29 protein-coding genes are annotated in these 23,543 nt (G+C 40.2%); all 29 read right to left on the bottom strand.

From position 1 onward, the window contains the following. Positions 1-4 precede the first annotated feature (4 nt). The 29 genes from flhB to trmFO all read right to left on the bottom strand — a co-directional run bounded on the left by flhB (position 5) and on the right by trmFO (position 23,464). The gene (gene flhB / locus ACIQ0C_RS09890; protein WP_403059317.1) at positions 5-1,087 is read right to left on the bottom strand and encodes a flagellar biosynthesis protein FlhB; all 1,083 of its coding nucleotides are present in this window, start codon (positions 1,085-1,087) and stop codon (positions 5-7) included. Position 1,088: 1 nt separating this feature from the next. Then, on the bottom strand, positions 1,089-1,865 hold the full coding sequence (fliR, locus tag ACIQ0C_RS09885; RefSeq protein ID WP_403059315.1) for a flagellar biosynthetic protein FliR: 777 nt from the start codon (positions 1,863-1,865) through the stop codon (positions 1,089-1,091). A gap of 3 nt (positions 1,866-1,868) precedes the next feature. After that, positions 1,869-2,138 (bottom strand): flagellar biosynthesis protein FliQ, encoded by a 270-nt coding sequence (gene fliQ / locus ACIQ0C_RS09880; RefSeq protein WP_101224658.1) that lies wholly within the window; start codon positions 2,136-2,138, stop codon positions 1,869-1,871. Between the two features lie 14 nt (positions 2,139-2,152). Beyond that, positions 2,153-2,818, bottom strand: coding sequence for a flagellar type III secretion system pore protein FliP (fliP, locus tag ACIQ0C_RS09875; RefSeq protein WP_063596265.1), 666 nt, complete (start codon positions 2,816-2,818; stop codon positions 2,153-2,155). Then, a complete protein-coding gene (locus ACIQ0C_RS09870) occupies positions 2,815-3,471 on the bottom strand; it encodes a flagellar biosynthetic protein FliO (protein ID WP_403059313.1) in 657 nt (218 codons plus the stop codon). Before ACIQ0C_RS09870 ends, fliP begins: the two co-directional genes overlap by 4 nt. Before the next feature lie 15 nt (positions 3,472-3,486). Further along, positions 3,487-3,849, bottom strand: coding sequence for a chemotaxis protein CheY (cheY, locus tag ACIQ0C_RS09865; RefSeq protein ID WP_323598855.1), 363 nt, complete (start codon positions 3,847-3,849; stop codon positions 3,487-3,489). Positions 3,850-3,865: 16 nt separating this feature from the next. After that, positions 3,866-5,080 carry a flagellar motor switch phosphatase FliY gene (gene fliY, locus ACIQ0C_RS09860; protein ID WP_403059311.1) on the bottom strand — a complete coding sequence of 405 codons (1,215 nt, stop codon included), beginning with the start codon at positions 5,078-5,080 and terminating at the stop codon, positions 3,866-3,868. Then, positions 5,070-6,068 carry a flagellar motor switch protein FliM gene (fliM, locus tag ACIQ0C_RS09855; RefSeq protein ID WP_403059309.1) on the bottom strand — a complete coding sequence of 333 codons (999 nt, stop codon included), beginning with the start codon at positions 6,066-6,068 and terminating at the stop codon, positions 5,070-5,072. Before fliM ends, fliY begins: the two co-directional genes overlap by 11 nt. Before the next feature lie 52 nt (positions 6,069-6,120). Continuing rightward, positions 6,121-6,549 carry a flagellar basal body-associated protein FliL gene (fliL, locus tag ACIQ0C_RS09850; RefSeq protein ID WP_403059307.1) on the bottom strand — a complete coding sequence of 143 codons (429 nt, stop codon included), beginning with the start codon at positions 6,547-6,549 and terminating at the stop codon, positions 6,121-6,123. Continuing rightward, positions 6,546-6,782 carry a flagellar FlbD family protein gene (locus tag ACIQ0C_RS09845; protein ID WP_403059305.1) on the bottom strand — a complete coding sequence of 79 codons (237 nt, stop codon included), beginning with the start codon at positions 6,780-6,782 and terminating at the stop codon, positions 6,546-6,548. The genes fliL and ACIQ0C_RS09845 overlap by 4 nt, the downstream gene beginning before the upstream one ends. Before the next feature lie 26 nt (positions 6,783-6,808). After that, positions 6,809-8,074 (bottom strand): flagellar hook protein FlgE, encoded by a 1,266-nt coding sequence (locus tag ACIQ0C_RS09840; protein ID WP_402839500.1) that lies wholly within the window; start codon positions 8,072-8,074, stop codon positions 6,809-6,811. Between the two features lie 72 nt (positions 8,075-8,146). Then, positions 8,147-8,371: a hypothetical protein gene (locus tag ACIQ0C_RS09835; protein ID WP_403059303.1), complete on the bottom strand. Its 225-nt coding sequence runs from the start codon at positions 8,369-8,371 to the stop codon at positions 8,147-8,149. After that, a complete protein-coding gene (locus ACIQ0C_RS09830) occupies positions 8,368-8,538 on the bottom strand; it encodes a hypothetical protein (RefSeq protein WP_403059301.1) in 171 nt (56 codons plus the stop codon). Before ACIQ0C_RS09830 ends, ACIQ0C_RS09835 begins: the two co-directional genes overlap by 4 nt. Before the next feature lie 11 nt (positions 8,539-8,549). After that, complete coding sequence (gene flgD, locus ACIQ0C_RS09825) at positions 8,550-9,185, bottom strand: flagellar hook assembly protein FlgD (RefSeq protein WP_403059299.1); 636 nt, start codon at positions 9,183-9,185, stop codon at positions 8,550-8,552. A gap of 8 nt (positions 9,186-9,193) precedes the next feature. Further along, a complete protein-coding gene (locus ACIQ0C_RS09820; protein ID WP_403059297.1) occupies positions 9,194-10,501 on the bottom strand; it encodes a flagellar hook-length control protein FliK in 1,308 nt (435 codons plus the stop codon). A 25-nt stretch (positions 10,502-10,526) separates the two neighbouring features. Further along, on the bottom strand, positions 10,527-11,144 hold the full coding sequence (locus tag ACIQ0C_RS09815) for a MotE family protein (protein WP_403059295.1): 618 nt from the start codon (positions 11,142-11,144) through the stop codon (positions 10,527-10,529). 4 nt (positions 11,145-11,148) lie between these two features. Then, complete coding sequence (gene fliJ / locus ACIQ0C_RS09810) at positions 11,149-11,595, bottom strand: flagellar export protein FliJ (protein WP_402839759.1); 447 nt, start codon at positions 11,593-11,595, stop codon at positions 11,149-11,151. Between the two features lie 2 nt (positions 11,596-11,597). After that, entirely contained in the window at positions 11,598-12,917 is a 1,320-nt protein-coding gene (gene fliI / locus ACIQ0C_RS09805) for a flagellar protein export ATPase FliI (RefSeq protein WP_403059293.1), read from the bottom strand. Between the two features lie 2 nt (positions 12,918-12,919). Continuing rightward, the gene (fliH, locus tag ACIQ0C_RS09800; protein ID WP_403059291.1) at positions 12,920-13,684 is read right to left on the bottom strand and encodes a flagellar assembly protein FliH; all 765 of its coding nucleotides are present in this window, start codon (positions 13,682-13,684) and stop codon (positions 12,920-12,922) included. Then, the gene (gene fliG, locus ACIQ0C_RS09795; RefSeq protein ID WP_403059289.1) at positions 13,677-14,696 is read right to left on the bottom strand and encodes a flagellar motor switch protein FliG; all 1,020 of its coding nucleotides are present in this window, start codon (positions 14,694-14,696) and stop codon (positions 13,677-13,679) included. The genes fliH and fliG overlap by 8 nt, the downstream gene beginning before the upstream one ends. A 12-nt stretch (positions 14,697-14,708) precedes the next feature. Beyond that, positions 14,709-16,307: a flagellar basal-body MS-ring/collar protein FliF gene (gene fliF, locus ACIQ0C_RS09790; RefSeq protein WP_403059287.1), complete on the bottom strand. Its 1,599-nt coding sequence runs from the start codon at positions 16,305-16,307 to the stop codon at positions 14,709-14,711. A 92-nt stretch (positions 16,308-16,399) separates the two neighbouring features. Then, positions 16,400-16,708 carry a flagellar hook-basal body complex protein FliE gene (gene fliE / locus ACIQ0C_RS09785; protein WP_403059285.1) on the bottom strand — a complete coding sequence of 103 codons (309 nt, stop codon included), beginning with the start codon at positions 16,706-16,708 and terminating at the stop codon, positions 16,400-16,402. 22 nt (positions 16,709-16,730) lie between these two features. After that, positions 16,731-17,189: a flagellar basal body rod protein FlgC gene (flgC, locus tag ACIQ0C_RS09780; protein WP_403059283.1), complete on the bottom strand. Its 459-nt coding sequence runs from the start codon at positions 17,187-17,189 to the stop codon at positions 16,731-16,733. Beyond that, a complete protein-coding gene (flgB, locus tag ACIQ0C_RS09775; protein WP_403059281.1) occupies positions 17,189-17,584 on the bottom strand; it encodes a flagellar basal body rod protein FlgB in 396 nt (131 codons plus the stop codon). The genes flgC and flgB overlap by 1 nt, the downstream gene beginning before the upstream one ends. A gap of 753 nt (positions 17,585-18,337) precedes the next feature. Beyond that, positions 18,338-19,117, bottom strand: a complete 780-nt coding sequence (gene codY / locus ACIQ0C_RS09770; RefSeq protein ID WP_034313657.1) for a GTP-sensing pleiotropic transcriptional regulator CodY — start codon at positions 19,115-19,117, stop codon at positions 18,338-18,340. A gap of 107 nt (positions 19,118-19,224) precedes the next feature. Continuing rightward, entirely contained in the window at positions 19,225-20,634 is a 1,410-nt protein-coding gene (gene hslU, locus ACIQ0C_RS09765; protein WP_402839525.1) for an ATP-dependent protease ATPase subunit HslU, read from the bottom strand. A 12-nt stretch (positions 20,635-20,646) separates the two neighbouring features. Continuing rightward, positions 20,647-21,174, bottom strand: coding sequence for an HslVU peptidase proteolytic subunit (gene hslV / locus ACIQ0C_RS09760; RefSeq protein WP_403059279.1), 528 nt, complete (start codon positions 21,172-21,174; stop codon positions 20,647-20,649). Positions 21,175-21,194: 20 nt separating this feature from the next. Then, positions 21,195-22,097, bottom strand: coding sequence for a tyrosine recombinase XerC (gene xerC / locus ACIQ0C_RS09755; protein WP_402839529.1), 903 nt, complete (start codon positions 22,095-22,097; stop codon positions 21,195-21,197). A 59-nt stretch (positions 22,098-22,156) separates the two neighbouring features. Then, a complete protein-coding gene (trmFO, locus tag ACIQ0C_RS09750) occupies positions 22,157-23,464 on the bottom strand; it encodes an FADH(2)-oxidizing methylenetetrahydrofolate--tRNA-(uracil(54)-C(5))-methyltransferase TrmFO (RefSeq protein WP_403059277.1) in 1,308 nt (435 codons plus the stop codon). Positions 23,465-23,543: the final 79 nt, after the last annotated feature.

The following is a 23,543-nucleotide window of genomic DNA, read 5'->3' as shown; positions in this document are numbered from 1 at the left end:
TTCTTTACAGTTTACCTTTGGTTTTATATACAAAGGCCAGTATTTCAGCGACCGCTTTAAAGAACTCTTCAGGTATCGCCTGGCCTAATTCAGCTTGATCATATAAAGACCTGGCCAAAGGCCGATTTTCCACCATGATCACATCGTTTTCTTTAGCAATGAATTTAATTTTCTGAGCAACAAAATCAACGCCCTTTGCCACTACATACGGAGCCTCAGCTTTTTCTTCATCATATTTTAAAGCAATAGCAAAATGCGTCGGGTTAGTGATGACGACATCCGCATCGGGAATTTCCTGCATCATTCTTTGAGCGGCCATCTGCCTCTGCTTTTGCTTTATCTTGGATTTGATGAGCGGGTCCCCTTCGGAATTTTTATACTCATCCTTGATATCCTGTTTGGACATCCGGATGTTTTTTTCAAAGTCATACTTTTGATACAAATAGTCTAATAGAGCAATGAACAATAAAGCCACAGCAGCATAATATCCTACTTTAATCGTAATATCCGCCAATGTTGCCATCGCTTCTTCCACAGAAACCTGTGATAAAATCATAATCTCATCCATGCGCTGCCATAGTACATAAAAGGCAACAAAACCAACAAATGATATTTTAAGAATGGATTTCAATAATTCAACAATTGCCCTCATTGAAAAAATACGCTTGAATCCTTTAATGGGATCCAATTTATCAAGTTTGAACTGAATGGATTCAGTCGAAAACAAAAATCCGACTTGCATGACATTAGCCAATATCCCAGCCACTAGCGCTGCTGCGAAAACGGGTCCCAGGATAAGGCCCATCTCCTTTAAAACCTCAATCATGATAATTTGCATATTTTCCTCATTGAATCCAGTCAAAGTAAAATGTTGCAGATATTCTTTCATGAGACCGAGCAGATGATTATACATGTACGGTCCCATAAGCAATAATACTGAAAACACTGCAAGTAAATTCACAGAGGTATTTACATCCTGACTCTTTGCCACCTGACCTTTTTTCTTCGAATCCTGGCGTTTTTTGGGAGTCGCCTTTTCGGTCTTCTCACCAGCGAAAAACTGCAAATCCAACTGAAATCTCTCCATATCAAACGCCTCCAATCAACTGCATTAGATGACGCATGGTCAAAAGCAAGAAATTGAAGAGTTGGGTGACAACTGTCATCATCATCCCCATTACCAGTATGATAACCGCTAAGCCGGCAATGACTTTCACTGGAATTCCGACAACGAACACATTTAATTGAGGGACTGTCCTGGCAAGGATCCCTAGCGTGACATCCACTAAGAAAATACTTCCCACTACAGGTATGGACATTTGAAAAGCAATCATGAAAGCTTTGCTGAAAGCTTTGGCCAAATATTCTATCAGTGCATGATCTCCGAATGGTACAAATAATTGGTCAATTGGGATGAACTGATAACTATAAAAAATTCCATCCAAAAGCAAATGATGACCGTTAGTGCTCATTAAGAATAATAAAGCGACAGTATAAAGGTATTGTCCCATCAACGGGCTTTGTGCACCCGTTTGGGGATCGATGACATTCGCTATTGAAAAACCCATTTGAAAATCAATCAATCCGCCAGCGACTTGAACGGCCGACAAAATCATATACGCTGCAAACCCAATGAAAAGGCCAACAAGCGCTTCCTTCATGATCAATAAATAAAACGTCACATCCAATTCCAGAACCGGAGCATCGATGGTGTAGTACATGATCCAGGCAAGGAAGATTCCAAGCCCGACCCGATGTTGTACCGGTATTGAACGGTACGAAAAAATCGGCATGGCCACGAAAAATGTAGTGACCCGGACAACAATTAATAAAAAGGCTGGAAAGTGCGGAAATAATTCCTCCATGCCCTACCCTACAAATCGATTCAGATTGCCGAATATTTCATTTGCATATGATAATAGGTGGCTCAGCATCCATGGAGCCAATAAAATGAGTCCCAATAAGACTGCGACGATTTTCGGAACAAATGCCAAGGTTTGTTCCTGTATCTGTGTAGTCGCCTGAAAGATGCTTACTAATAGTCCTACAATAAGAGCGATTACCATCAATGGGCCAGCGATAATCAATACCATATAAATTCCTTTTTCTGCTATATCAATAACAAAATCTGCACTCATTTTTTCTCACCTGCTTAAAAACTCTGTAATAAAGACTTCACCACTAAATACCACCCGTCAACAAGAATGAAAAGGAGGATTTTAAATGGCAGGGAAATCATGACTGGCGGCAACATCATCATCCCCATCGACATCAGAACACTTGCAACGACCATATCAATAACCAAAAAGGGAATGAAAATCATGAAACCTATTTGAAAAGCTGTTTTGATTTCACTGATCGCAAAAGCAGGTACAAAGGCAGTCAAGGGAATGTCCTGTATCGTTTCAGGCTTATCCACCTTGGCATAATCCAAAAATAACGCCAGATCCTTTTGCCTCGTATGGGCACTCATGAATTCCTTGAATGGTATCGACGCCTGTACATATGCCTCTTCTAAATCTATCTCTTCATTAAATAACGGGGTTAATGCCTTTTCATTCACTTCCTGAAAAGTCGGTGCCATTATGAAAAATGTCATGAAAAGCGCCAAGCCGACCAACACCTGATTCGGCGGCATCTGCTGTGTAGCTAGCGATGTTCTCACAAAGCTCAGGACAATGATGATTCTTGTAAAACAGGTCATCAAGATCAATATGCTTGGAGCCAACGATAAGACAGTCATCAGAAGAACAAGTTTGACGGAAGTAGAGACATTAGTGGGATCACTGTTATTAAAAAACTCCATGAACTCATTCATTCATTGTCTCTTCCTTTCCTATCAAGCTCCTTTAACAGCTTTTTTCTGCTATCAGACATTTGATCAAGTTGATTTTTGAACTCTGCAGAGAAACTACCGGTTTCGGATCCGCTTTTCTTCAACCACTTATTTTTCAACTTCATTGCAAGTTCCCCAGGCTGGATCATTTGATCGATCTTATCGTTGTGATCTTTCAAAAGCTGTTCATATTCCTCGGGATCATCTATTTCTTTCAATAGCTGAATGTTTTCGCCGACCCCGATCACCAATATTCGCCGGCCGACTTTAACAAGCTGAACAGAACGGTTTGCACCAAGGCCCGTACCGCCTAAATTCTCCACTGAATTTGCCTTTTGATACGATTTACTTTTTTTATTGATGAACTTTAATAGGATATATAGAAGGGCCACTACAAAAATAGTAGCAAATATCATCCTCAGAAACTCCCAGACGGTTATCCCCACTTTGTCAGGATTCGTTTCCTGTTTGGTAGATTTCGAGTCTATTGATTCACCTTTATCCACCTTTAAATCATCTGGCTGTTCATAAACATCCTTCACTGATTTTTCAAGATCTTCCGCATGGGCCTGTATGGCCCCAGAGAAGAATATTGCTATCATCAGTGAGACCTGAAGCCATTTTTTAATTAACAATATGAAGACACCCTCTTAACTTAATGCTTTATTTATGGCTTCCAAAACACGGTCTGCCTGGAATGGCTTCACGATAAAGTCTTTTGCACCGGCCTGGATCGCATCGATGACCATGGCTTGCTGCCCCATCGCTGAACACATGATGACCTTAGCTTGAGGATTTATCTTTTTAATTTCCTTTAACGCTGTAATTCCATCCATTTCGGGCATGGTAATATCCATCGTTACAAGATCCGGATGGGTTTCTTTATATTTCTCCACTGCTTGAGCGCCATCTGCTGCTTCCCCGACTATTTCAAAACCATTTTTAGAAAGGATATCCTTTATCATCATTCTCATAAATGCTGCATCGTCCACAATTAAAATTTTATTAGCCATTTTTTCGTCCCCCAAATTATTTTATTTTATTTAATCGTTCACTTTGACTCATGATATCCGTAACACGTACCCCAAAGTTCTCATCAATCACCACTACCTCGCCTTTTGCTATCAAGCGGCTGTTTACAAGGATATCCACTGGCTCTCCTGCTAATTTATCCAATTCGATGATCGATCCGGAGGACAGCTCCAAAATATCCTTTACGGAGCGTTTCGTTCTTCCAAGTTCCACAGTCACTTGCAAGGGGATATCCATCAGCATGCTGAGATTTTTCGTTTCAGGCTCCTGAAGCTGATAAGGCTGAAAACTAGTGAAACTGGCAGGCTGAACATTAACCGGCTGTCCTGTTGATACGTATGAAACTCCAAAATGTTGTGGTACATTCGGTATTTGGTTCGTAGGTTGGGTTTGGTGACCGCCTTCTCCATGAGTTTCACTTGCCGAACGATCAGATCGGTTATTCTGGAATGCCGGCTCGTGAGTTGGAATGTTCATTACTGGATCACTTTGTGCTATTTGGGTTTTCATATCGGCAGGTTGGCTTTCGCTCGTCCCACTTAATAATTCAGAAACTAACCCTTTAGCAAACTCTAATGGCAACAATTGCATAATGTTGGAATCAATTAAGTTGCCGACACGGAGGCGGAATGAGATTTTTGCAAATAAATCCTCGTCAGGTATTGCATTTTCACCTACACCATTTAAAAAGTTAAGTAAATCTACGCTGGGTGGTGAAATATCCACTTTTTTAGTGAAAATGGTCGACATCGATGTCGCAGCAGAACCCATCATTTGGTTCATGGCTTCCTGGACAGCACTCAATTGAATTTCCCCAAGCAGGTCAGACGGATTCTCCCCATCTCCGCCAAGCATCAAATCTGCAATGATAGCTGCATCGCTCTGCTTGATTACCAGCATATTTATACCTGAAAAACCTTCTGTATATTGCACTTGAATCGCTACATATGGATGCGGGAATTCTTCCGCAATCTGTCCCCTTTCAATTAAAGTAACCGTCGGGGTAGTGATATCCACTTTCTGATTCAACAACGTGGATAGGGCAGTGGCCGAACTTCCGAAGGAGATATTACCAATTTCACCGAGGGTGTCGAGTTCCATCATTGATAAATAATCGTCAATCGAGAGAGGGATCACCTTATCTTCTATATCACTTGTACCTTTTAAAAGGGCATCTATCTCGTCTTGTGAAAGCATTTCATCACTTACCATCTTCGTCTCCCCCTTTCAAAATATCAAGAATCTGGATAGCATGTTTTTTTCCTACTTTTCCTGGCTGCCCACTGTATTTTGGGATCCCACCAATTGTAATCGTCAAAGGTTCATCGATTGCCTTATTTAAATCGATGACATCGCCAACATCAAGCAGCAAAAAATCCTGGATGGTGATATCCGTAGAACCAAGTTCGGAAATAATGGGAAGGTCTGCGTTTCGGATACGTTTTTCCAAAATCATGATTTCCTCTGGGATTTTTTCCTTTTGGGAATTCTCCATCCAATAATGAGCAGACAACTTTGGTATGATCGGTTCCAATACGACGTGAGGAATGCAAACATTAATCATTCCGCTCGTTTCTCCTATTTGTGTATTCAAGGAAATGACCACAACTGTATCATTGGGCGAAACCAGTTGCAGGAATTGTGGATTCACCTCGAACTCAGTCATCACCGGTTCGATTTCAACAATCGTTCCCCAAGCCTCCTGTAAATTTTCAAAAGCCTTCTCGAATAAATTCGACATGATTTTCGTTTCTATTTCCGTTAAACTATCTACCTTATTCGCGCTTATGCCCCGCCCGCCCAAAACACGATCCATCATGGAATAGGCGATATTCGGGTTGACCTCAAGAATGATTCGGCCATCCAAGGGCGGTACCTCAAAAACATTCATGATGGTCATTTTCGGAATCGACCGGATAAATTCTTCGTATGGTATTTGATCTGCCGAAGCAACGGAAATTTGGACATATGTTCTAAGCTGAGCAGAAAAGTATGTGGTCAGCAGCCTTGCAAAGTTCTCGTGTATCCTAGTCAAACTCCGGATTTGATCCTTTGAAAACCGAAGCGCCCTTTTAAAGTCGTATACTTTCACTCTTTTTTCTAATTCTTCTTTTTTTAAATCATCTGCATCCATTTCACCTGTGGAAATGGCCGATAACAAAGCATCGATTTCATTTTGCGATAATATTTCCCCGGACATTAACACTCACCTCCAAAGCTTCCCCTTCTTATTTAATGAAGCAAGGATGTTCTTATTGCAGAATCGAGGAAGTTATATAAACCTTTTCAACTTTTCCTTCTTCCATTAATTCATTCATTCTTGTCTTTAAGGCTTCTTGAAGCTTTTCCTTGCCTTTTTTACCGGTTAACTCTTCCGCTTTCATTTCGGATAGTTCGGTAATGATGATATTCTTCACTTGAAAATTTCTTTTTTCCAACTCTTCTTTTGCTTTTTTATTTTCTGTTTGGACCATAAATGAGATTTTAATATAATCATTGCCAGCAAGATTCGTAGTAATTTCAGGAACCTCAACTGATGATTTGACAATTTCGTCAATGCTAGGTTTATCTTCGGCAGATATGGGATCAGATAACTTTGTCACAACCACGACCGCTATGACACCAACAAGCGTTATAGCCACGAGTATAATCAACATAATAGTCAATAGATTTTTTTTCATGAACTTTCCTCCACATCCTTACGAAAACCGAGAATATTAACGGTACGATAAAATTGTATAATGGCTTCAACCAGTTCCTCTTCCTTCTCTAGCACAACAATTTTCTTACCATTTGTAAAAGTAATGGTCGTATCTGGCAATGTCTCGACTGTGTCTATGTACAATGCATTTATATGAAAGCATTTTCCATTGAGCCTTCTGACTTTGATAATGATATTTAGGAGCCAGAGCAAAAGACCTGGCTCCTCCCTCCCTTAACCTATCGTTTTAAGTTAACCAATTCCTGTAAAATTTCATCCGACGTCGTTATGATCCTTGAATTCGACTGGAAACCACGTTGAGCAACGATCATTTCAGTAAATTCTTCGGATAAATCCACATTGGACATTTCCAATGAACCTGATGCAATCACTCCGCGCCCTTCACCTGCGATATTGATGTTTGCAGTACCTGAATTGATTGATTCCTGAAAAGTGTTACCACCCGTTTTCGTCAAGCCTGATGCATTGGAAAACTTGGCAACGGCCAGCTGGCCTAAGGTTGTGATAAGTCCGTTGGAATAAACGCCATTTATTTCTCCTGATGAACCAATGTTAAAGCTTTCCAGTTTCCCTTCTTTATTACCATCCGGATTGACAAGAGCAGTAGTGGAACCTTTAACTTGAGTAAGATTCGAGAAATCAAAATCCAAATTAACTTTTTGAATGCTTTCATCAACTGCTGTATCCGAGTCATCCTCTTTGCCGCTTGAAATGTTTATGGTTTGACCTGCCTGGGTTTTATCAGCTGCCACTATCTGACCATTAGCATCGAACTTCACCGAAGTGAACGGTTTTGGTTTAGTTGTTGATGTATCCCCCAAAGCAGCAGGTTCTTCATCAAAAAGCTCCCATTTATCATTTCCGTTTTTTTGGAAATAGATAGTTGCCGTTTGTTCCTTTCCTTTTTCATCCACAACTTTCATTTGCTGGCTAAATACGGTACCATCAATTGCGTCAGAAGCTAGATTTCCACTTACTGATATTTTAGTAGTGGTAATGGCAGGTAAAATCGCATTGACGTTAACAGCAACGTCGCCAATCGTTTTTGATCGTTTCCCGTTTTCATCAATCTTGTAAGCCTGTACTTTCAAACCATTCGCGTTAACAAGCGTACCATTATCATCCAGATAAAAGTTACCTGCACGTGTATATGAAAGCGAATCACCTTGCTTAACGACGAAATAGCCATCACCGGAAATTCCTAAATCAAGATCGCGGCCGGTGGTTTGCAGGCTTGACTGTGTATGGATCGTATCGATTGTAGCAATCGTGGAGCCTAATCCAATTTGTTTAGAATTGGTTCCGCCTTTATTGGCTGTTGCTGCACTTGCACCAGATACCGTTTGGTTCATCGCATCGCTGAATGTCACACGGCTTTTTTTGAAACCATATGTATTGACATTGGCAACGTTATTACCGATAACATCCAATTTTGTTTGTAAGTTTTTCAATCCGCTTATTCCCGAATACATTGAACGAAGCATGTAAAAGCTCCCCTTTCATATAACGACTGCTTCCGTCATTCCACAGTCCAGGCTTCCTTTTCCAAGTCCAGCCTATTTATCTAAAATTATGGTTTCATTGATGTTCGTGAAAATTTGTGATGTTGCTTCATTCCTGTCCATGACCGTGATGACCTTGTTGTTTACCGTGCTTACTATGAGTGCCGCATTATCTGTAATGATAAGAGATTCGGTTACACCCATCTTTTTGGCCTCATTGGCTTTATGGGCTATTTTGCCCCAGGTTTGCGGTGCTATATCTATATTCCTATGACTCATCCGTAATTGAGCGCATGTTTACTAATGATCAATTTTTGATTTGTGGAGACAGAGCAGCTTGAAAATGCTGTTGAAAGCCTCGTTGGGTCATCTGCCCTTGCATAAAACGGTAATTTGGTTTGTGACATCAGCTGAGCGGAATTTGCTTGAAAATCAAGTTTATTCATATTCCTGCCCCTTAAGCTTCAGCGATTTTCATCAATTGCTCTGATGATAATTTGGTTTTGTTTTCATCATCCACTTCAATTTGCAGCTTGCCATTACTCATGGATACCGAGATTACGACTGCGGACGACTCCCCATTTTTTTCGTCCATCCAGGAAACGCGCTTGCCTATTAATTCACTGGCCGCCGTCAGGCTATTCGACATGGAACTTGTTTGTTTCATTGCCGAAATATTTGCGGGTTCAAGCTTTGTGCCATCTTCTAAAAGAAAATAAACACCATCACCCTTATATTGAATGGATTTAACGATGCCTGTCCCTTCTTCTATCGCAAGGTCATCATCGCCTTCATCCAATTTGTGCCAAGTGACTTCCTTCCCTACAAAAGAGTTATAGTTCATTAAACTATTTTGTTGATTGATCCCGATTATTTCTTCCATTTGGGCTCCCATATTCATCATCTGTTCCAGAGAAGAAAAAGTGGCCATTTGGGCGATGAATTCCGTATTGTCCATCGGACTTGACGGATCTTGGTTTTGAAGCTGGGTAAGCAACAATTTCAAGAAATCATCTTTTCCCAATGCATCCCCGGTTTTTCTGTTTTCAGTTTGAGATTTTGATAATAATAGCGACGTATCGATGGTCGTCATTTTTTCACCTACACTTCCAGATTTAACAGAGCATCGGCAAGGGATCCCGTAAACTCGCTTTCCGTCTCATCATTGCTCTCTTCCTTACTCTCCTGTTGTTCATTATGTTCATCCGCATCTTTCTGGCTGAATTTCTCAGAGTTAAAAGCATTGAAGGCCTGTGATATTTCAATTTTTTCAATTTGAATGTTTTGTCCGCTAAAGGCTTGTTTTAAACCATGAATCTGATTCTCCAGCATATCTTTGGCCTGGGCAGTAGTGGCCAGAATCTTGGCTGACAGCATACCATCCCTTTGAATCAACTCGATTCTTAGGGACCCTAAATGTTCAGGAGTCAATCTGATCAACAGTTTATTTACACCGTTAGTTCCGCTAAAGTTAGCCTTACTTAAAATATTTTCAAATTGCTTAACAAACTCTTCTTGGTTGACGGTTTGCACACCTTTGGGAGCTGCCAAGACGAATTGCTCCAGCTTTGTCATGAGTAAAGGCATACCAGACCCTTGATGTTTACCGCTATCCGGACTTTGCAAAGTCACACCGCTGCCCACTGCCCCGTCTTTATTTACCTTGTCACTCGCGGATAATGGCGAGAATGCGCTTTTCAATATTTCTATTGCTTTGGTTTGCCCTTTCTCCAAAGTGGTGGATCGGTCAGCATCTGTTTTTGATATTGACTGATTGGACAGCCATTTCTCCAGCTTTCCCGTTATCCCTTCAAGCAGGTGTTTCATTTGTTTCTGGATGGCCGCTTCATCTTGTGTCATATCCTTATTCTCCGAGAGAAGATCTTGAATTTTCACCAGTTTCAAAAGATTCACCACACCAGATAAGGGGAGGTCATGCCATTCTCCTTCGCTCAATACAGTAACTTTTTTCAGGATTGTATACAGTTCCATGACATTGGCTGATAACAAGCTTTGTGGATCCAGGCTTAAGTCATCCACTTCTTGTTCTAAATCCAGTTCCTCGATGCTCGCAAAGAAATCAGCAAGGGCACCCTCATCATTTCCAGCTACATTTGTTAGGATCTGTAAAATAAGGCGGTTGTCTTGTTGGTTTACTGTAAGAGCTTCGGCAAAACTATCTTCCACTGTGTCACTCAATCTTTCAAGTTTCAAGAAACCAAGCAAATCCTTTATTACAGACATATTTCCTTCAGTGATGCCAGTCATATCCGGTGGAATGGAGGGTTCTGCCCCCATGGCTGACTGAAGGATGGAACCGAACCCTGAATTAGTTTGCTGATTTGCCTTAATTGGTACCTTTAGACTTAATGATGCCAAGGGAAGTAAAGAATTAATGGCTGAATTCATATATCCACCTCCTCACTCTTTCCACTTAAGAACTTTGTTCCGTTAGTTTCTTCGTTAATCTTGCAGCATCAGCCGTTGTCATTTGCTCCAAAACCTTAGCTAAAGTGGCTGCTTTCATACTTGAGAGAATTTCCACTGCATCTTCATCATTCATTTCTGTAATGATAGGTGCAGCTCTCTTGGGAGCCATCGTTTCATAAGTACGGATTATATCTTTGAACGCTTGTTTACTATTATTCTGACTATCCTTAAGTTGATTCATTTCTGTTTGAAACTGCTGTTTTTCCGCTTCTGCCTTCGCAATGGCCTTGTCACGTGTATCAATGATGCCCTCAAGCTTTTCTATCTCTTTTTCCTTATTTTCAATCTCGGTTTCTAATTTTTCGAGCTTCATGGAAACTTTCTCATCATTCTTCGCTGGTTTACCATTCTCTTCATCCTTTTGATCCGATTCAATGAAGGGTATTTTCGCAGACATTTCCTTTGCCTTTTCCACTACATTCACCCCTGCAACTGTAAAAACGATCAACGCTACAGTTACCGCAAAGATTAATGGAATGAAGATGACAAGAAACCATTGAAACTTGCTTATCTTCCTTTCTTCCAATTCTTCCAATCCATTAGATTCACTTTTTTTACGCATTCCATCACCTTACGCCTTTACTTAAGAATTGCCGGATAGATATTTCATCCATTTCTTTGTTCTCAGCTTCCTTAATGACATCGAGAAATTCAAGAAAATCATTTTCTTTCATTTTCTCGTACTTTTTAACCTCGATATTTCTTTCCATTAATATATCCCGTTGAATATTCATCTTGTATCGCGCTTCAATGACTTCCTCTTGACAGAGGGTTATGAGTTTTTCCAAGTTGTCCATAAATAACTGATGATGACGAATATCCTGAACGGATAATCCATTTCGCAGCTTCTCCTGTTGAAACTCAAGCAACTCTTCTTTTTTCTTTAAAAGCTTATATAATTTTTCTGCCACTTCTTCAAATTTTTTTAAAGCAGCATTATATTTAGCTAGTGCATCGGTTTTTTCTTTTTCTTTGATGGACAGGATCTTCTCGAATTTATATTGATAAATCATCATTAATCACCTTTCTCCATCAATTCGACAAGGGCGTTGATACTATTATCTTTAGAAGCTTTTTCATGGGTTCCTTGCTTTAAAAATGAAATGATTTCTGGATAGCGTGTAATTGAGTTATCAATTTGTTTGGAAGAACCCTTCTTATAAGCTCCTATATTTATCAAATCTTCCGACTCCATATAGGTTGATAAACTTGCCCGCAATATTTCTGCGGCGTTTTTATGCTTTTCACCAATAATATTGTTCATGACACGACTAATGCTCTTTAATACATTGAGTGCTGGAAACTGTCCTTTATTGGCCAAGTTGCGGTCCAGTATGAAGTGACCATCCAAAATTCCCCTGACAGCATCAGCAATCGGTTCATTCATGTCATCACCGTCAACGAGAACCGTATAAAAAGCTGTAATGGTACCGAGCTGATTTGTTCCCGTTCTTTCGAGTAACCTTGGAAGGATGGCAAAAACGGATGGCGTATACCCTTTGGTCGTCGGCGGTTCCCCGATGGCAAGCCCAATTTCCCTTTGGGCCATCGCAACCCTCGTGACAGAATCCATCATCAGCATCACATTCAATCCTTTATCACGAAAATATTCCGCGATGGCAGTTGCCGTCAAAGCACCCTTTATCCTCATCAACGCTGGCTGGTCAGATGTCGCCACTACAACGATTGATCGTGCCAGCCCTTCTGGTCCAAGGTCTTTCTCAATGAATTCTCGAACTTCACGGCCACGTTCCCCAATAAGACCGATTACGTTTAAGTCCGCCGTCGTATTCCTTGCCACCATACCAAGCAACGTGCTTTTCCCGACACCGCTCCCTGCAAAGATACCGACACGTTGTCCTTTTCCAACTGTTAATAAACTATCAATCACCCGAACTCCTACATCTATCGGTTCATTAATGGGAGGTCGTTTCATCGGATTTGGCGGATCTTGATCCACGGAAATTGTCGCGAGACCTTTGGGAAGCATTGAGTCATCAATGGGATGTCCCATTGGATCGACTACTTTGCCAATCAGCCCACTTCCCACCTTTATCTCAAGGCTCCGTCCGCTCCCTTCCACAATACACCCCGGTGCAATATCACTAACTGCTGTAAATGGCATTAAAATAACCATTTCATCACGGAATCCGACAACTTCAGCTAAGATTCGATTTTTCTTTTTTTGTATACCTGTATAGATATAACAAACATCACCTACAGAGCTTTCAGGGCCTTGAGATTCTATCATTAACCCCACGACACGTTTGACCCGTCCATAATGTTTGAAAGGATCAACTTCATCAACCAAGGGCAATAGGTCTCTAGTTTTCATCTTTACTCCCCTTCCAGCAATTCAGTTAGTTTCACTTTTATTTCCTGCAGCTGACTGTCGACACTGGCTTCCATCCTTCCGTTTTCGGATTCAATGATACAGCTGCTTTTTTCAAGATCATCATCCGGAAAGATATACAACTCGGTATCTTTCGGAAAGATTGCCATCAACTCATCTTTATGAGAAAGAATCGATTGATATTGGATCGGGTGGATATGTAATTGCACTTCACGGTAATCCCTCACCTCTTTGATGGCTCTTTTGACTATGGATAAAAAAGAATCTTCATCTTTTTCAAGCTGTTGCCCGATAATTTTCTCTGCCACTTTCATGGCAAGATTCAAAATAACCGTTTCAGATGATTCAATGTGGTCCCGATAATCTTTTTTAGAAGACTCTACCACTTCTTTTGCGAAGGCTATTTCCGCTGCAATCTCGTTATAACCCTTTTGAATCCCATCTTCGACTCCCTGCTGATAGCCTTCTTTTTGAGCTTGTTCGATAAACTTCGCTTTCTCTTGATTCTCCCATTTTTCTCGGTCTAGCTGGATTTCAGCATCAATCGCTTGGGCTTTTTGTTTAGCTTCGAGCAATAACGTTTCCGCTTCCTGTTTAGCATCATTGAGAAATTCATAAGATTGAATATAATGAAGGTTTTTCCGCTCATCTGCATCATCATTTTGAAGAAAGTCGAAAGGACGAACTTTTATTGCAATCTTTTTGCTTTTCTCCTGGTTAGCCTGCTGGGATTTGATAATCCTAGACAATGATATCATCCCCTCCACCGCGGGCAATCACAATATCACCAGTTTCTTCCAGTTTTCGGATGACGGCGACAATTCTTGATTGTGCTTCTTCCACATCACGCAAACGTACTGGTCCCATATATTCCATTTCTTCCTGGAACGTTTCTACCATACGTTTTGACATGTTTTGGAAAACGATTTCCTTCACTTCATCACTAGCCACTTTAAGGGAAAGTTTAAGGTCTTCGTTATCAGATTCCCTGACTACTCGCTGAATCGCTCTGCCATCAAGGGTCACGATATCTTCAAAAACAAACATTCGTTTCTTGATTTCCTCAGCAAGCTCCGGATCTTGGATTTCAAGTGCGTCCAAAATCGTTCTTTCCGTTGAACGGTCAACACCATTCAACACATCTACAACAGCTTCAACTCCACCAGTCTGTGTATAATCTTGGGTTACGGTCGCAGAAAGTTTCCTTTCGAGTATTTGCTCCACTTCATTGATGATTTCCGGAGAAGTGCTATCCATTAATGCAATCCTTCTTGCAATATCGGCCTGCACCTCCTGCGGAAGTTCAGACAATATTTGTCCAGCCTGTGTGGGATCAAGGTAAGACAGGATTAATGCAATGGTCTGCGGATGCTCGTTCTGGATGAAATTCAAGATTTGTCCAGGATCTGCCTTTCGGGCAAAGTCGAATGGACGAACCTGTAACGATGATGTTAAACGGTTAATGATGGCGGTTGCCTGATCACTGCCTAATGCCTTTTCAAGTACCTGCTTCGCATATCCTATTCCGCCTTGCGAGATGTAATCCTGTGCCAAAGCAATATTATGGAATTCTTCCAGGATTTCTTCTTTATCATGGGAGTCCACTTTTCTCACTCCAGAAATTTCAAGGGTCAATCTCTCAATTTCCTCTTCAGTAAGATGCTTATATACGGATGCAGAAACATCCGGGCCTAAGGAAATAAGGAGGATGGCAGCTTTCTGTTTGCCAGTCAATCCGGCCTTTTTTTTTCTTTCTGTCACTTTCCAAGCCTCCTAGTCTTCCGCTATCCAGCTTCTTAATAATTTTGCAAATTCATCCGGCTTTTCTTTTGCAAGCTTCTCCAATTGTTTTCTTTTTAAAGATGCTTCCGTTTCCTTCTCTTTGTTCAAATCCGGAACATCGAATACGACTTCTTCCTCTTCAACCACGTACTCCTCTTCCATTTCAGCTTGTTTTCGGGACCGGAGGAATAAGATTAATAGAATGATAATGGCAAGTATCAGCACTCCGCCGACGATGTATGCCCATATTGGTAAAGAAAGATTCGTTTCATCTTTTTGCAACTTCATTTTTCCGTTAAACGGCTGAACTGAAATCGCAATTTTATTATTAAGCTCCTCTTCCGTCAGTTCTTCCCCTTCAGCTTTTTTCTCGATTGTCGTGCGTATTATCGTACCTAGGATTTGTGTAATATCATCCACACTCTGTTGAGATAAAGAATTCGGATCGTCAGCTGTGGGCGGTTCGACCATGACTTGAATACCTAAATCTTTAACTTTATATGGGCTTTCGACTATTTCTTTCTTGATTCGGTTTACTTCACTATTAATCGTTTCATCCACTTTTTCATAATCACCGGAACCGTTTGTGCCTTCAACATATTGGGTTCCCAATGAATCTGAGGAATCCTCACTTTGCGGAACGCCTCCTGCACCTGCTGCGTCACCACTATACGATTCATTGATTCTTTGCGCAGAAATCTCAATCCCAGCCATATTTTCTTCATCGACCGGTTCAACTAAATTCTCTTCCCGATTTTCTTGAGTGAAATCAATGTCTGTCGTGACTGAAACAACAACTTTGTCTCTTCCCATTATCGTTCCAAGCATATTTTGTACCTGTCTTTGAATATCGCGTTCTATTTCTTTTTTTATTTCGTTTTGAGTAGCAAATGCGGACGCAAAAGAAGAATTTTGATTTTCAAGATCAAAGTACTCAAACTCTTGGTTCATAATGACGATATTATCTGTAGGGAGATTCGGAACACTTTTTGAGACAAGATGATAAAGGGAATTGATTTGACTTTCTTCAAATTTATAACCGGGTTTCGTATTCAATACAATGGATGCTGACGCTTCCCCAGCTGAATCACTGACAAAAACTCCTTCATCAGGAAGAGTGATCATTACACTGGCATCTTCCACTCCATCAATCTTTTTTATTAAACTGGCCAATTCCGTTTGCATCGAGTCCAATTTAATGACATTGAATTCATTTTCAGTCATTCCGATACCGGCACTTTGACTAAAAAAGGAATAGTCAATACTGCCTGATTCCGGAATTCCTTCAGCTGCCAGTTCCACTTTAAGTGAATCCAGTCTTTCTTCAGGAACTTTTATGGTCGTTCCATTTTCAGAAACTTCATTCATAATCCCTTGACTGTCTAAATTTTCTTTAATGCTCCCCGTTTCCGATGGAGTTAAGTTGGAATATAAGGGCACCAGCGTCGTACGCGTGGTTAAAATTGAAACTGCCGTAATGATGATGATAATTAATGCCGCTGAACCAACCATCATGATTTTTTGGTTTTTACTGCGGCCTGTCCAGTAAGCAGTTATCTTGTTCTTAAAATTCACTAGTACTTCATTCATTTAAATCCCCCGGTCAGTCTCTGAATTTATGATTGGGGGATTCTATTCCCCCTAGTCACTTTTCTCTATATTATGAGGTTAAAAAATGAATGCTATATACTCATTCTCATCATTTCCTGGTAGGCTTCGACAACCTTATTCCGAACCTCTAATGTAGCCTGCATGGTAACACTGGCTTTTTGTGAAGCTATCATCACCGAATGAAGCTCAACATCCTCTCCATTAACCAATTTGGTTGTAAGGTCATCAGATGCCACTTGTGTTTCGTTGACTTTATTCATTGATTCTTTTAATACCGACGCAAAATTCCGCTGTGCTTCGTATGGTGTATTAGTATTGCTTTGATCTTTTTTCAGTACATTACTTGCATTGGTCACTGCCGAAAGAGAAATCCCCTCCATAACAACATCTCCTTTCAAAATTTTATTTTCCGATTTCCAAAGCTTTCATCATCATTCCCTTTGATGCATTTAAAACTGTCACATTCGCTTCGTATGAACGTGTGACACTCATTAAATCAACCATTTCCCTAAGCGGGTCGACATTTGGCATTTCAACATAACCATCTTCATTGGCATCAGGATGTTCGGGATTGTAATCCAGTTCAAAAGGTGTTTTATCTTTTACGATTCCAGTCACCTTCACTCCATTCCCTACCTCTCTCGTTTTTCCGAATGCTGCGTTTAAGAAACCCGAAAAACCGTTTTCCTTACTTTGCAGCACAACCGATTTTCTTGTGTATGGCTTCCATGTTTTCGATCCGGCGTCATATTCCGCCCTGGTCGTATCGGCATTAGCCATATTAGCAGAGATTACATCCATCCTTACCCTTTGACTCGTCAGGCTAGATCCAGTCATGTTTATACTTTGGAAGATTCCCATCACTTACCTCCTCTAATTACATTCTGCAATGATTGAAACTTACCTGAAAGCCTGTCGGTCACTGCATTATAATAAATCTGATTGGCAGCAAGATCCGTCATTTCCTTATCAACGTCCACGCTATTTCCATTGTTGTTATATCGGACATTTTTCTGCGTAACGATGTGAGAATCATGCCCCCCCTCTGATTTGAAGGTAAAATGTCTTTCATCGGTACGATATGACTCGAGGGAAGATTCCAGCTCTGCCTTAAAGGATTGTGTTTTGTCGACCTCTTTAGCTTTATAATTAGGCGTATCCGAATTGGCTATGTTCTGTGAAATGACTTTTTGTTTTGCATTAGAATAATCAAGGGCATTTTCTAGTGATTGAAAAGTATTTGAAAATAATTCCACATCGATCACCCCTTTCTATAATTAACAGATAATCACTTTATCAATAAATTAACCCAGTGCATTTACGTTTTAATTTTAAAGAAACATTATAACTATGTCCATAAACAATACATAGACTTTAGACCTATTATCGTCGAAAATTGTCACAAATTGCTCAAATTTGTCGCTTTTTTTAGTATGATTATAGGATTAAATTACGTAATATTACATTTTAATATGATATTCTACATATTAACCAAATTTTACTTCCATTAGCTTTTATATCATACCGAAAAACCAATCCATATACCTGATACTTTAGAACTAATTTTCAAATTTACTTTCAAATATTTATTTTATTTTAGTTGATTTCACCCTTTAAAATAAAGGATTCATAAGAAAACAACAGATAATTGCTTATTTTCTTTTTTAAAAAAAAACGTTTTTTTCAAAGTGGTGAACCTTTCGACAAAATTCTCCAGTGGGAAAAACGGTTATCAATAGACTTTTAAAAAATTAAAAACTTACAACAACGTTCATTTACATCATTCCGACAGTTATAATAATATAATTACCCTTTTCAAGAAATATTTAACTATTTCTTCTACTTCTAATAGAAAACATGCCTATATTCACATTTCCATTTAATCCGAATTACCTCTTTTCCCTTAATACCCATGTCATTCACCCGCATTTGCCTGTTAGTCCCAGACAGCAACACATCCAAATATCACAAAAAAAGGCAGCCCTTTTCAAGGACTGCCTTTCTATATGTTAATTATTTTTAAGCTTCTCTAATTCAAGAAGGAATTTATCGTTCAATACTTTGATATAAGTACCTTTCATTCCAAGGGAGCGTGATTCAATGACTCCTGCACTTTCCAGTTTCCTTAGGGCATTTACGATAACTGAACGGGTGATGCCAACACGGTCCGCAATTTTTGATGCTACAAGCAGACCTTCATTACCTTTAAGCTCCTCAAAGATGTGCTCTATTGCTTCCAATTCACTGTAAGATAACGAGGAAATCGCCATTTGTACGACAGCTTTACTACGTGCTTCCTCTTCTATCTCTTCTGATTTTTCACGAAGGATTTCCATACCGACTACAGTCGCACCATATTCAGCCAAAATTAAATCATCATCGTGAAATTTTTCTTGTAAACGGGCAAGAACCAATGTTCCTAAACGTTCTCCCCCACCCATAATCGGTACGATGGTTGTTAATCCAGTTGAGAAAAGCTCTTTGTTTTCGACTGGGAAAGCAGTATATTCGCTTTCGATATCAAGATTCGAAGAGGTTTCAGGAATATTGAACAGGTTTTTTGTGTACTCTTCAGGGAATTGTTTATCTTCCAACATTTTGTACATGCGTTCGTTTTCAATTTGCTGACTTACCGCTATGCCAAGTAATTTCCCGCGGCGGCTGACGACGAATACATTCGCTTCGATAACTTCACTTAAACTCTCAGCCATTTCCTTGAAGTTAACTGCTTTACCTGCTGCTTTTTGGAGCATTGCATTGATTTTTCTTGTTTTTGCTAATAAGTTCATTTGATTTGTTCCTCCTAAAAATACCATGGTTCACAATAACTATGAAGTTGTATTTCCGTAATTTTATGTTCATTGCGTAGGCAAATCATTGCCAAAATTGTTTCTAATTAAAGGATAAACTGGCTTAAATCTTTGTTCCGGGCGATAGAACCAAGCTTACCTTCGACATATTGGGGCGTAATTGTAATCTTCTCCATCGTTATTTCCGGGGCTTCAAAAGATAAGTCTTCAAGCAACCGTTCCAAGATGGTATGAAGTCTTCTTGCACCAATATTGTCTGTGTTTTGATTTACTTCGAAGGCCACTTCTGCTATCTTACGAACAGCATCGTCAGAAAATTCAATTTCTATACCTTCAGTTTCCAATAAAGCAACATATTGTTTTAATAAGGCATTATCCGGTTCATGAAGAATCCGTACAAAGTCGTCTACGGTCAGTTTGTTCAATTCTACACGAATTGGGAATCTACCTTGTAATTCAGGGATAAGGTCGGATGGCTTAGCCATATGAAAGGCCCCTGCTGCAATGAATAGGACATGATCCGTTTTAACTGAACCATATTTAGTCACTACTGTTGAACCTTCAACTATTGGCAGGATATCCCTTTGGACACCCTCTCTTGATACATCCGCTGATGAACTTCCAGATTGCTTACTGGCAATTTTGTCTATTTCATCTATGAAGATAATCCCATTTTGCTCAGCCCCGTATACTGCATCTGAAGTTACTTCATCCATATCAATCAGTTTTGCCGCTTCTTCATTTGTTAAAACGGTTCTCGCTTCACTTACTTTCAATTTGCGCTTCTTGCTTTTTTTCGGCATCAAGCTTCCTAAAGCGTCCTGCATATTCATCCCCATTTGTTCCATTCCCGAACCTTGGAGCATATCAAACATCGAAGCAGCCTGTTCTTCCACTTCGACCGTTATCATTTCACTTTCCAACTCACCATTAGCCAGCTTTTCAGCGACGATTTTTCTTTTTTCCTGCAAACTTAAATCTTCGGAATTTTCTTCCGAATCCTGATCGTCTTGATTGTTATTGCCTCCAAAAAAGACTTCAAGAGGATTCTTGAAATTACTCTGTTTTTTTGTTGATGGCACTAATAGCTCTATTAAGCGTCGATTTGCATTTTCTTCTGCCCGTTCCTTTACGCTGGCCATCTTTTCTTCCTTCACGAGGCGGACGGAAGTCTCCACCAAATCACGAACCATGGACTCTACATCCCGGCCGACATACCCGACTTCCGTAAATTTCGTTGCTTCAACTTTTACAAAAGGAGCACCTACCAATTTAGCCATTCTCCGAGCTATTTCTGTTTTCCCAACACCTGTCGGTCCAATCATTAATATATTCTTCGGAACGACTTCATCACGAAGTTGATCCGAGAGAAGGGAACGTCGGTAGCGATTCCGAAGAGCCACTGCCACTGCCCGTTTTGCCTCACGCTGCCCAACGATATACTGATCCAGTTTTTCAACGATTTGCCTCGGTGTTAAATTAGCTTTTTTTGACATTTGCGCTCCTCCTTACAACTCTTCCACGATTATATTCGTATTCGTAAATACACAAATTTCCGCTGCAATTTGTAAAGATGATTGAGCGATTTCCTTTGCCGTTAAATGGTCACTGGAAAACCGCATTAATGCCCTGCCGGCAGCCAGTGCATAATTCCCTCCCGATCCTATGGCGAGAATTCCGTCATCCGGTTCAATTACTTCCCCGGTACCGGAAACGAGCAGCAAATGGTTCTTATCCATCACGACTAGCATGGCTTCCAGCTTTCTCAATACATTGTCACTTCTCCATTGTTTTGCCATTTCGACGGCAGCACGCTGAAGATTGCCATTATACTCCTCAAGTTTGGCTTCAAACATCTCAAATAAAGTGAATGCATCTGCAACGGAACCAGCAAAACCTGCAAGAACATTACCATTAAAGATTTTTCTTACTTTCCTCGCTGTATGCTTCATCACTACTGAATTTCCTAAAGTAACCTGCCCATCACCGGACATGGCACATTCACCTTTATGATGCACTGCAAATATCGTTGTCATAAAGTGTCCCCTTTCAACATTTAAGGCCGCGGATGTGATGCATTATAGACTTTTTTCAATTGGTCTTTTGTAACATGCGTATACACTTGCGTTGATGAAATTTTAGAATGACCAAGCAATTCCTGAACCGTGCGAATGTCCGCCCCATTATTCAATAGGTGTGTAGCAAACGAATGCCTTAGCATATGGGGATGAAGACTTCCATCTGCGGCTGACTTTTTAATCAATTCATTCAATATATAGCGAACTCCCCTAGGTGTCAGAGGGTCTCCACGAAAATTAACAAATAAATAAACATGCGCCTTGGCTTCAGACGAAGTCAAATCCATCCTGGCTGTACGTATGTATAAATCTATTGCTTCCTGTGCATATCTACCAACCGGAACGTAGCGATCCTTTTTTCCTTTTCCATGGATCAGTACTGTCCCTAAGGAAAGATCAATATCCTGAAGTTTAATCTCACAACATTCGCTTACGCGAATGCCTGTAGCATACAATAATTCCAGCAAGGCATTGTTCCTTATTCCTATCGGTGAATCTTTCTTTAAAGTAGAAAACAACTGGTTCATTTCCTTCTCATAAAGAAAACGTGGCAATCTTTGATCCTTTTTAGGTAAAGAAGCCAGAGAAAAAGGATTATCCTTCACATCACCTTCACGCAGTAAAAATTTATAAAGGCTCCGCAAGCAAGAAGTTTTTCTTGCTACAGTGCGCTTAGAAAGTTTTTTCTCATATAAACTCGTTAAATATAACCGGACATCAAAATATTCAACGGACGTGATATCCTCAATGCCCTGTTCATTAAGGAACAGAAAAAATTCGTGTATATCACGTTTGTAATTTTCAATGGTGTATTGTGAACTGTTTTTTTCAATTTGCAAATATTCGATGAAGGATGATAATGCCTTTTTTTGATTAATCATGGAAACACCTCGCAAAGGCTAATAAATAGTATCATACTTTAAAACAGCAGGCAAATATTTTACAAATTTTTCACAAAGTTCTGAATTGTGTCCAAAGCGCGTTTTGCATGCGTTTCGTTCCGTTCTTTTTTGGATTTGATTCTCACTTCAAGGTCTGGAAGCAATCCAAAGTTGGCATTCATCGGTTGGAAGCCCTTACCATTCGTCGACGTTATGTACCTTGCCATGCTGCCCATCGTAGTCTCCGCAGGGAAAATGATAGGCTCCAAACCTTGGACGATCCTTGCAGCATTGATACCTGCAACAAGTCCCGATGCAGCCGATTCAACATACCCTTCGACACCAGTCATCTGACCGGCAAAGAATAAATCATCCCGATTCTTGAATTGGTACGTTGGCTTCAAAACATTAGGTGAATTTATGAAAGTGTTTCGGTGCATGACCCCATAACGGACAATTTCTGCATTTTCCAATCCTGGTATGAGCTGCAATACTTCTTTTTGCGGCCCCCATTTCAAATGTGTCTGAAAACCAACAATATTGTAAAGTGTTCCTGCCGCATCATCCTGACGCAATTGAACTACGGCAAAAGGACGTTTTCCCGTTTTTGGGTCTTCTAAGCCAACAGGCTTCAATGGACCAAATAACATCGTTTTCTTCCCACGTGATGCCATCACTTCAATCGGCATGCAGCCTTCAAAAAAGATTTCTTTTTCGAATTCTTTAAGCGGGACTGTTTCAGCAGCAATCAATGCATCATAAAAGCGGTCAAACTCTTCTTCCGTCATCGGACAGTTTAAATAAGCTGCTTCACCTTTATCATAACGGGATTTCAAATATACTTTATCCATGTTGATGCTGTCTTTTTCAAGAATTGGTGCGGCAGCATCATAGAAGTACAAGTATTCTTCATCCATGATTTGCTTTAAGCTATCAGATAGTGACTGACTTGTAAGCGGGCCGGTTGCAATGACGGTAGGACCTTCCGGAATTTCCGTCACTTCTTCATTTATAACCGTCACATTAGGATGATTTTTGACCCTTTCCGTAACAAGACCGGCAAATTCATGACGATCGACAGCTAATGCACCGCCAGCCGGTACAGCACAAGCATCCGCTGCGGACATGATGACCGAATCCAGTATACGCATTTCTTCTTTTAATACACCAACTGCATTTGTTAACGTATTTGCCCGAAGTGAATTGGAACAAACAAGTTCAGCGAATTTATCGGTATGATGGGCTGGCGTTTGTTTTACAGGGCGCATTTCGTATAGATCGACTTTAATTCCTCTTTTAGCTAACTGCCACGCCGCTTCACTTCCAGCTAGCCCAGCACCGATTACACTTACTTTTGTTTCTTTCATTTTTCGAACCTCCATGTATAGATATGATAAGACAGGATCATTTATCATTAAAACTGCTTTCTAAAAGTTTCATTTTTAA

Origin of the sequence: Peribacillus sp. NPDC096448 (assembly GCF_044762675.1) — a bacterium.
GTDB classification, from domain to species: Bacteria; Bacillota; Bacilli; order Bacillales; family DSM-1321; genus Peribacillus; species Peribacillus frigoritolerans_B.
The sequence above is the reverse complement of the archived record's forward strand: the minus strand, read 5'-3'. Positions and strand labels throughout refer to the sequence as shown.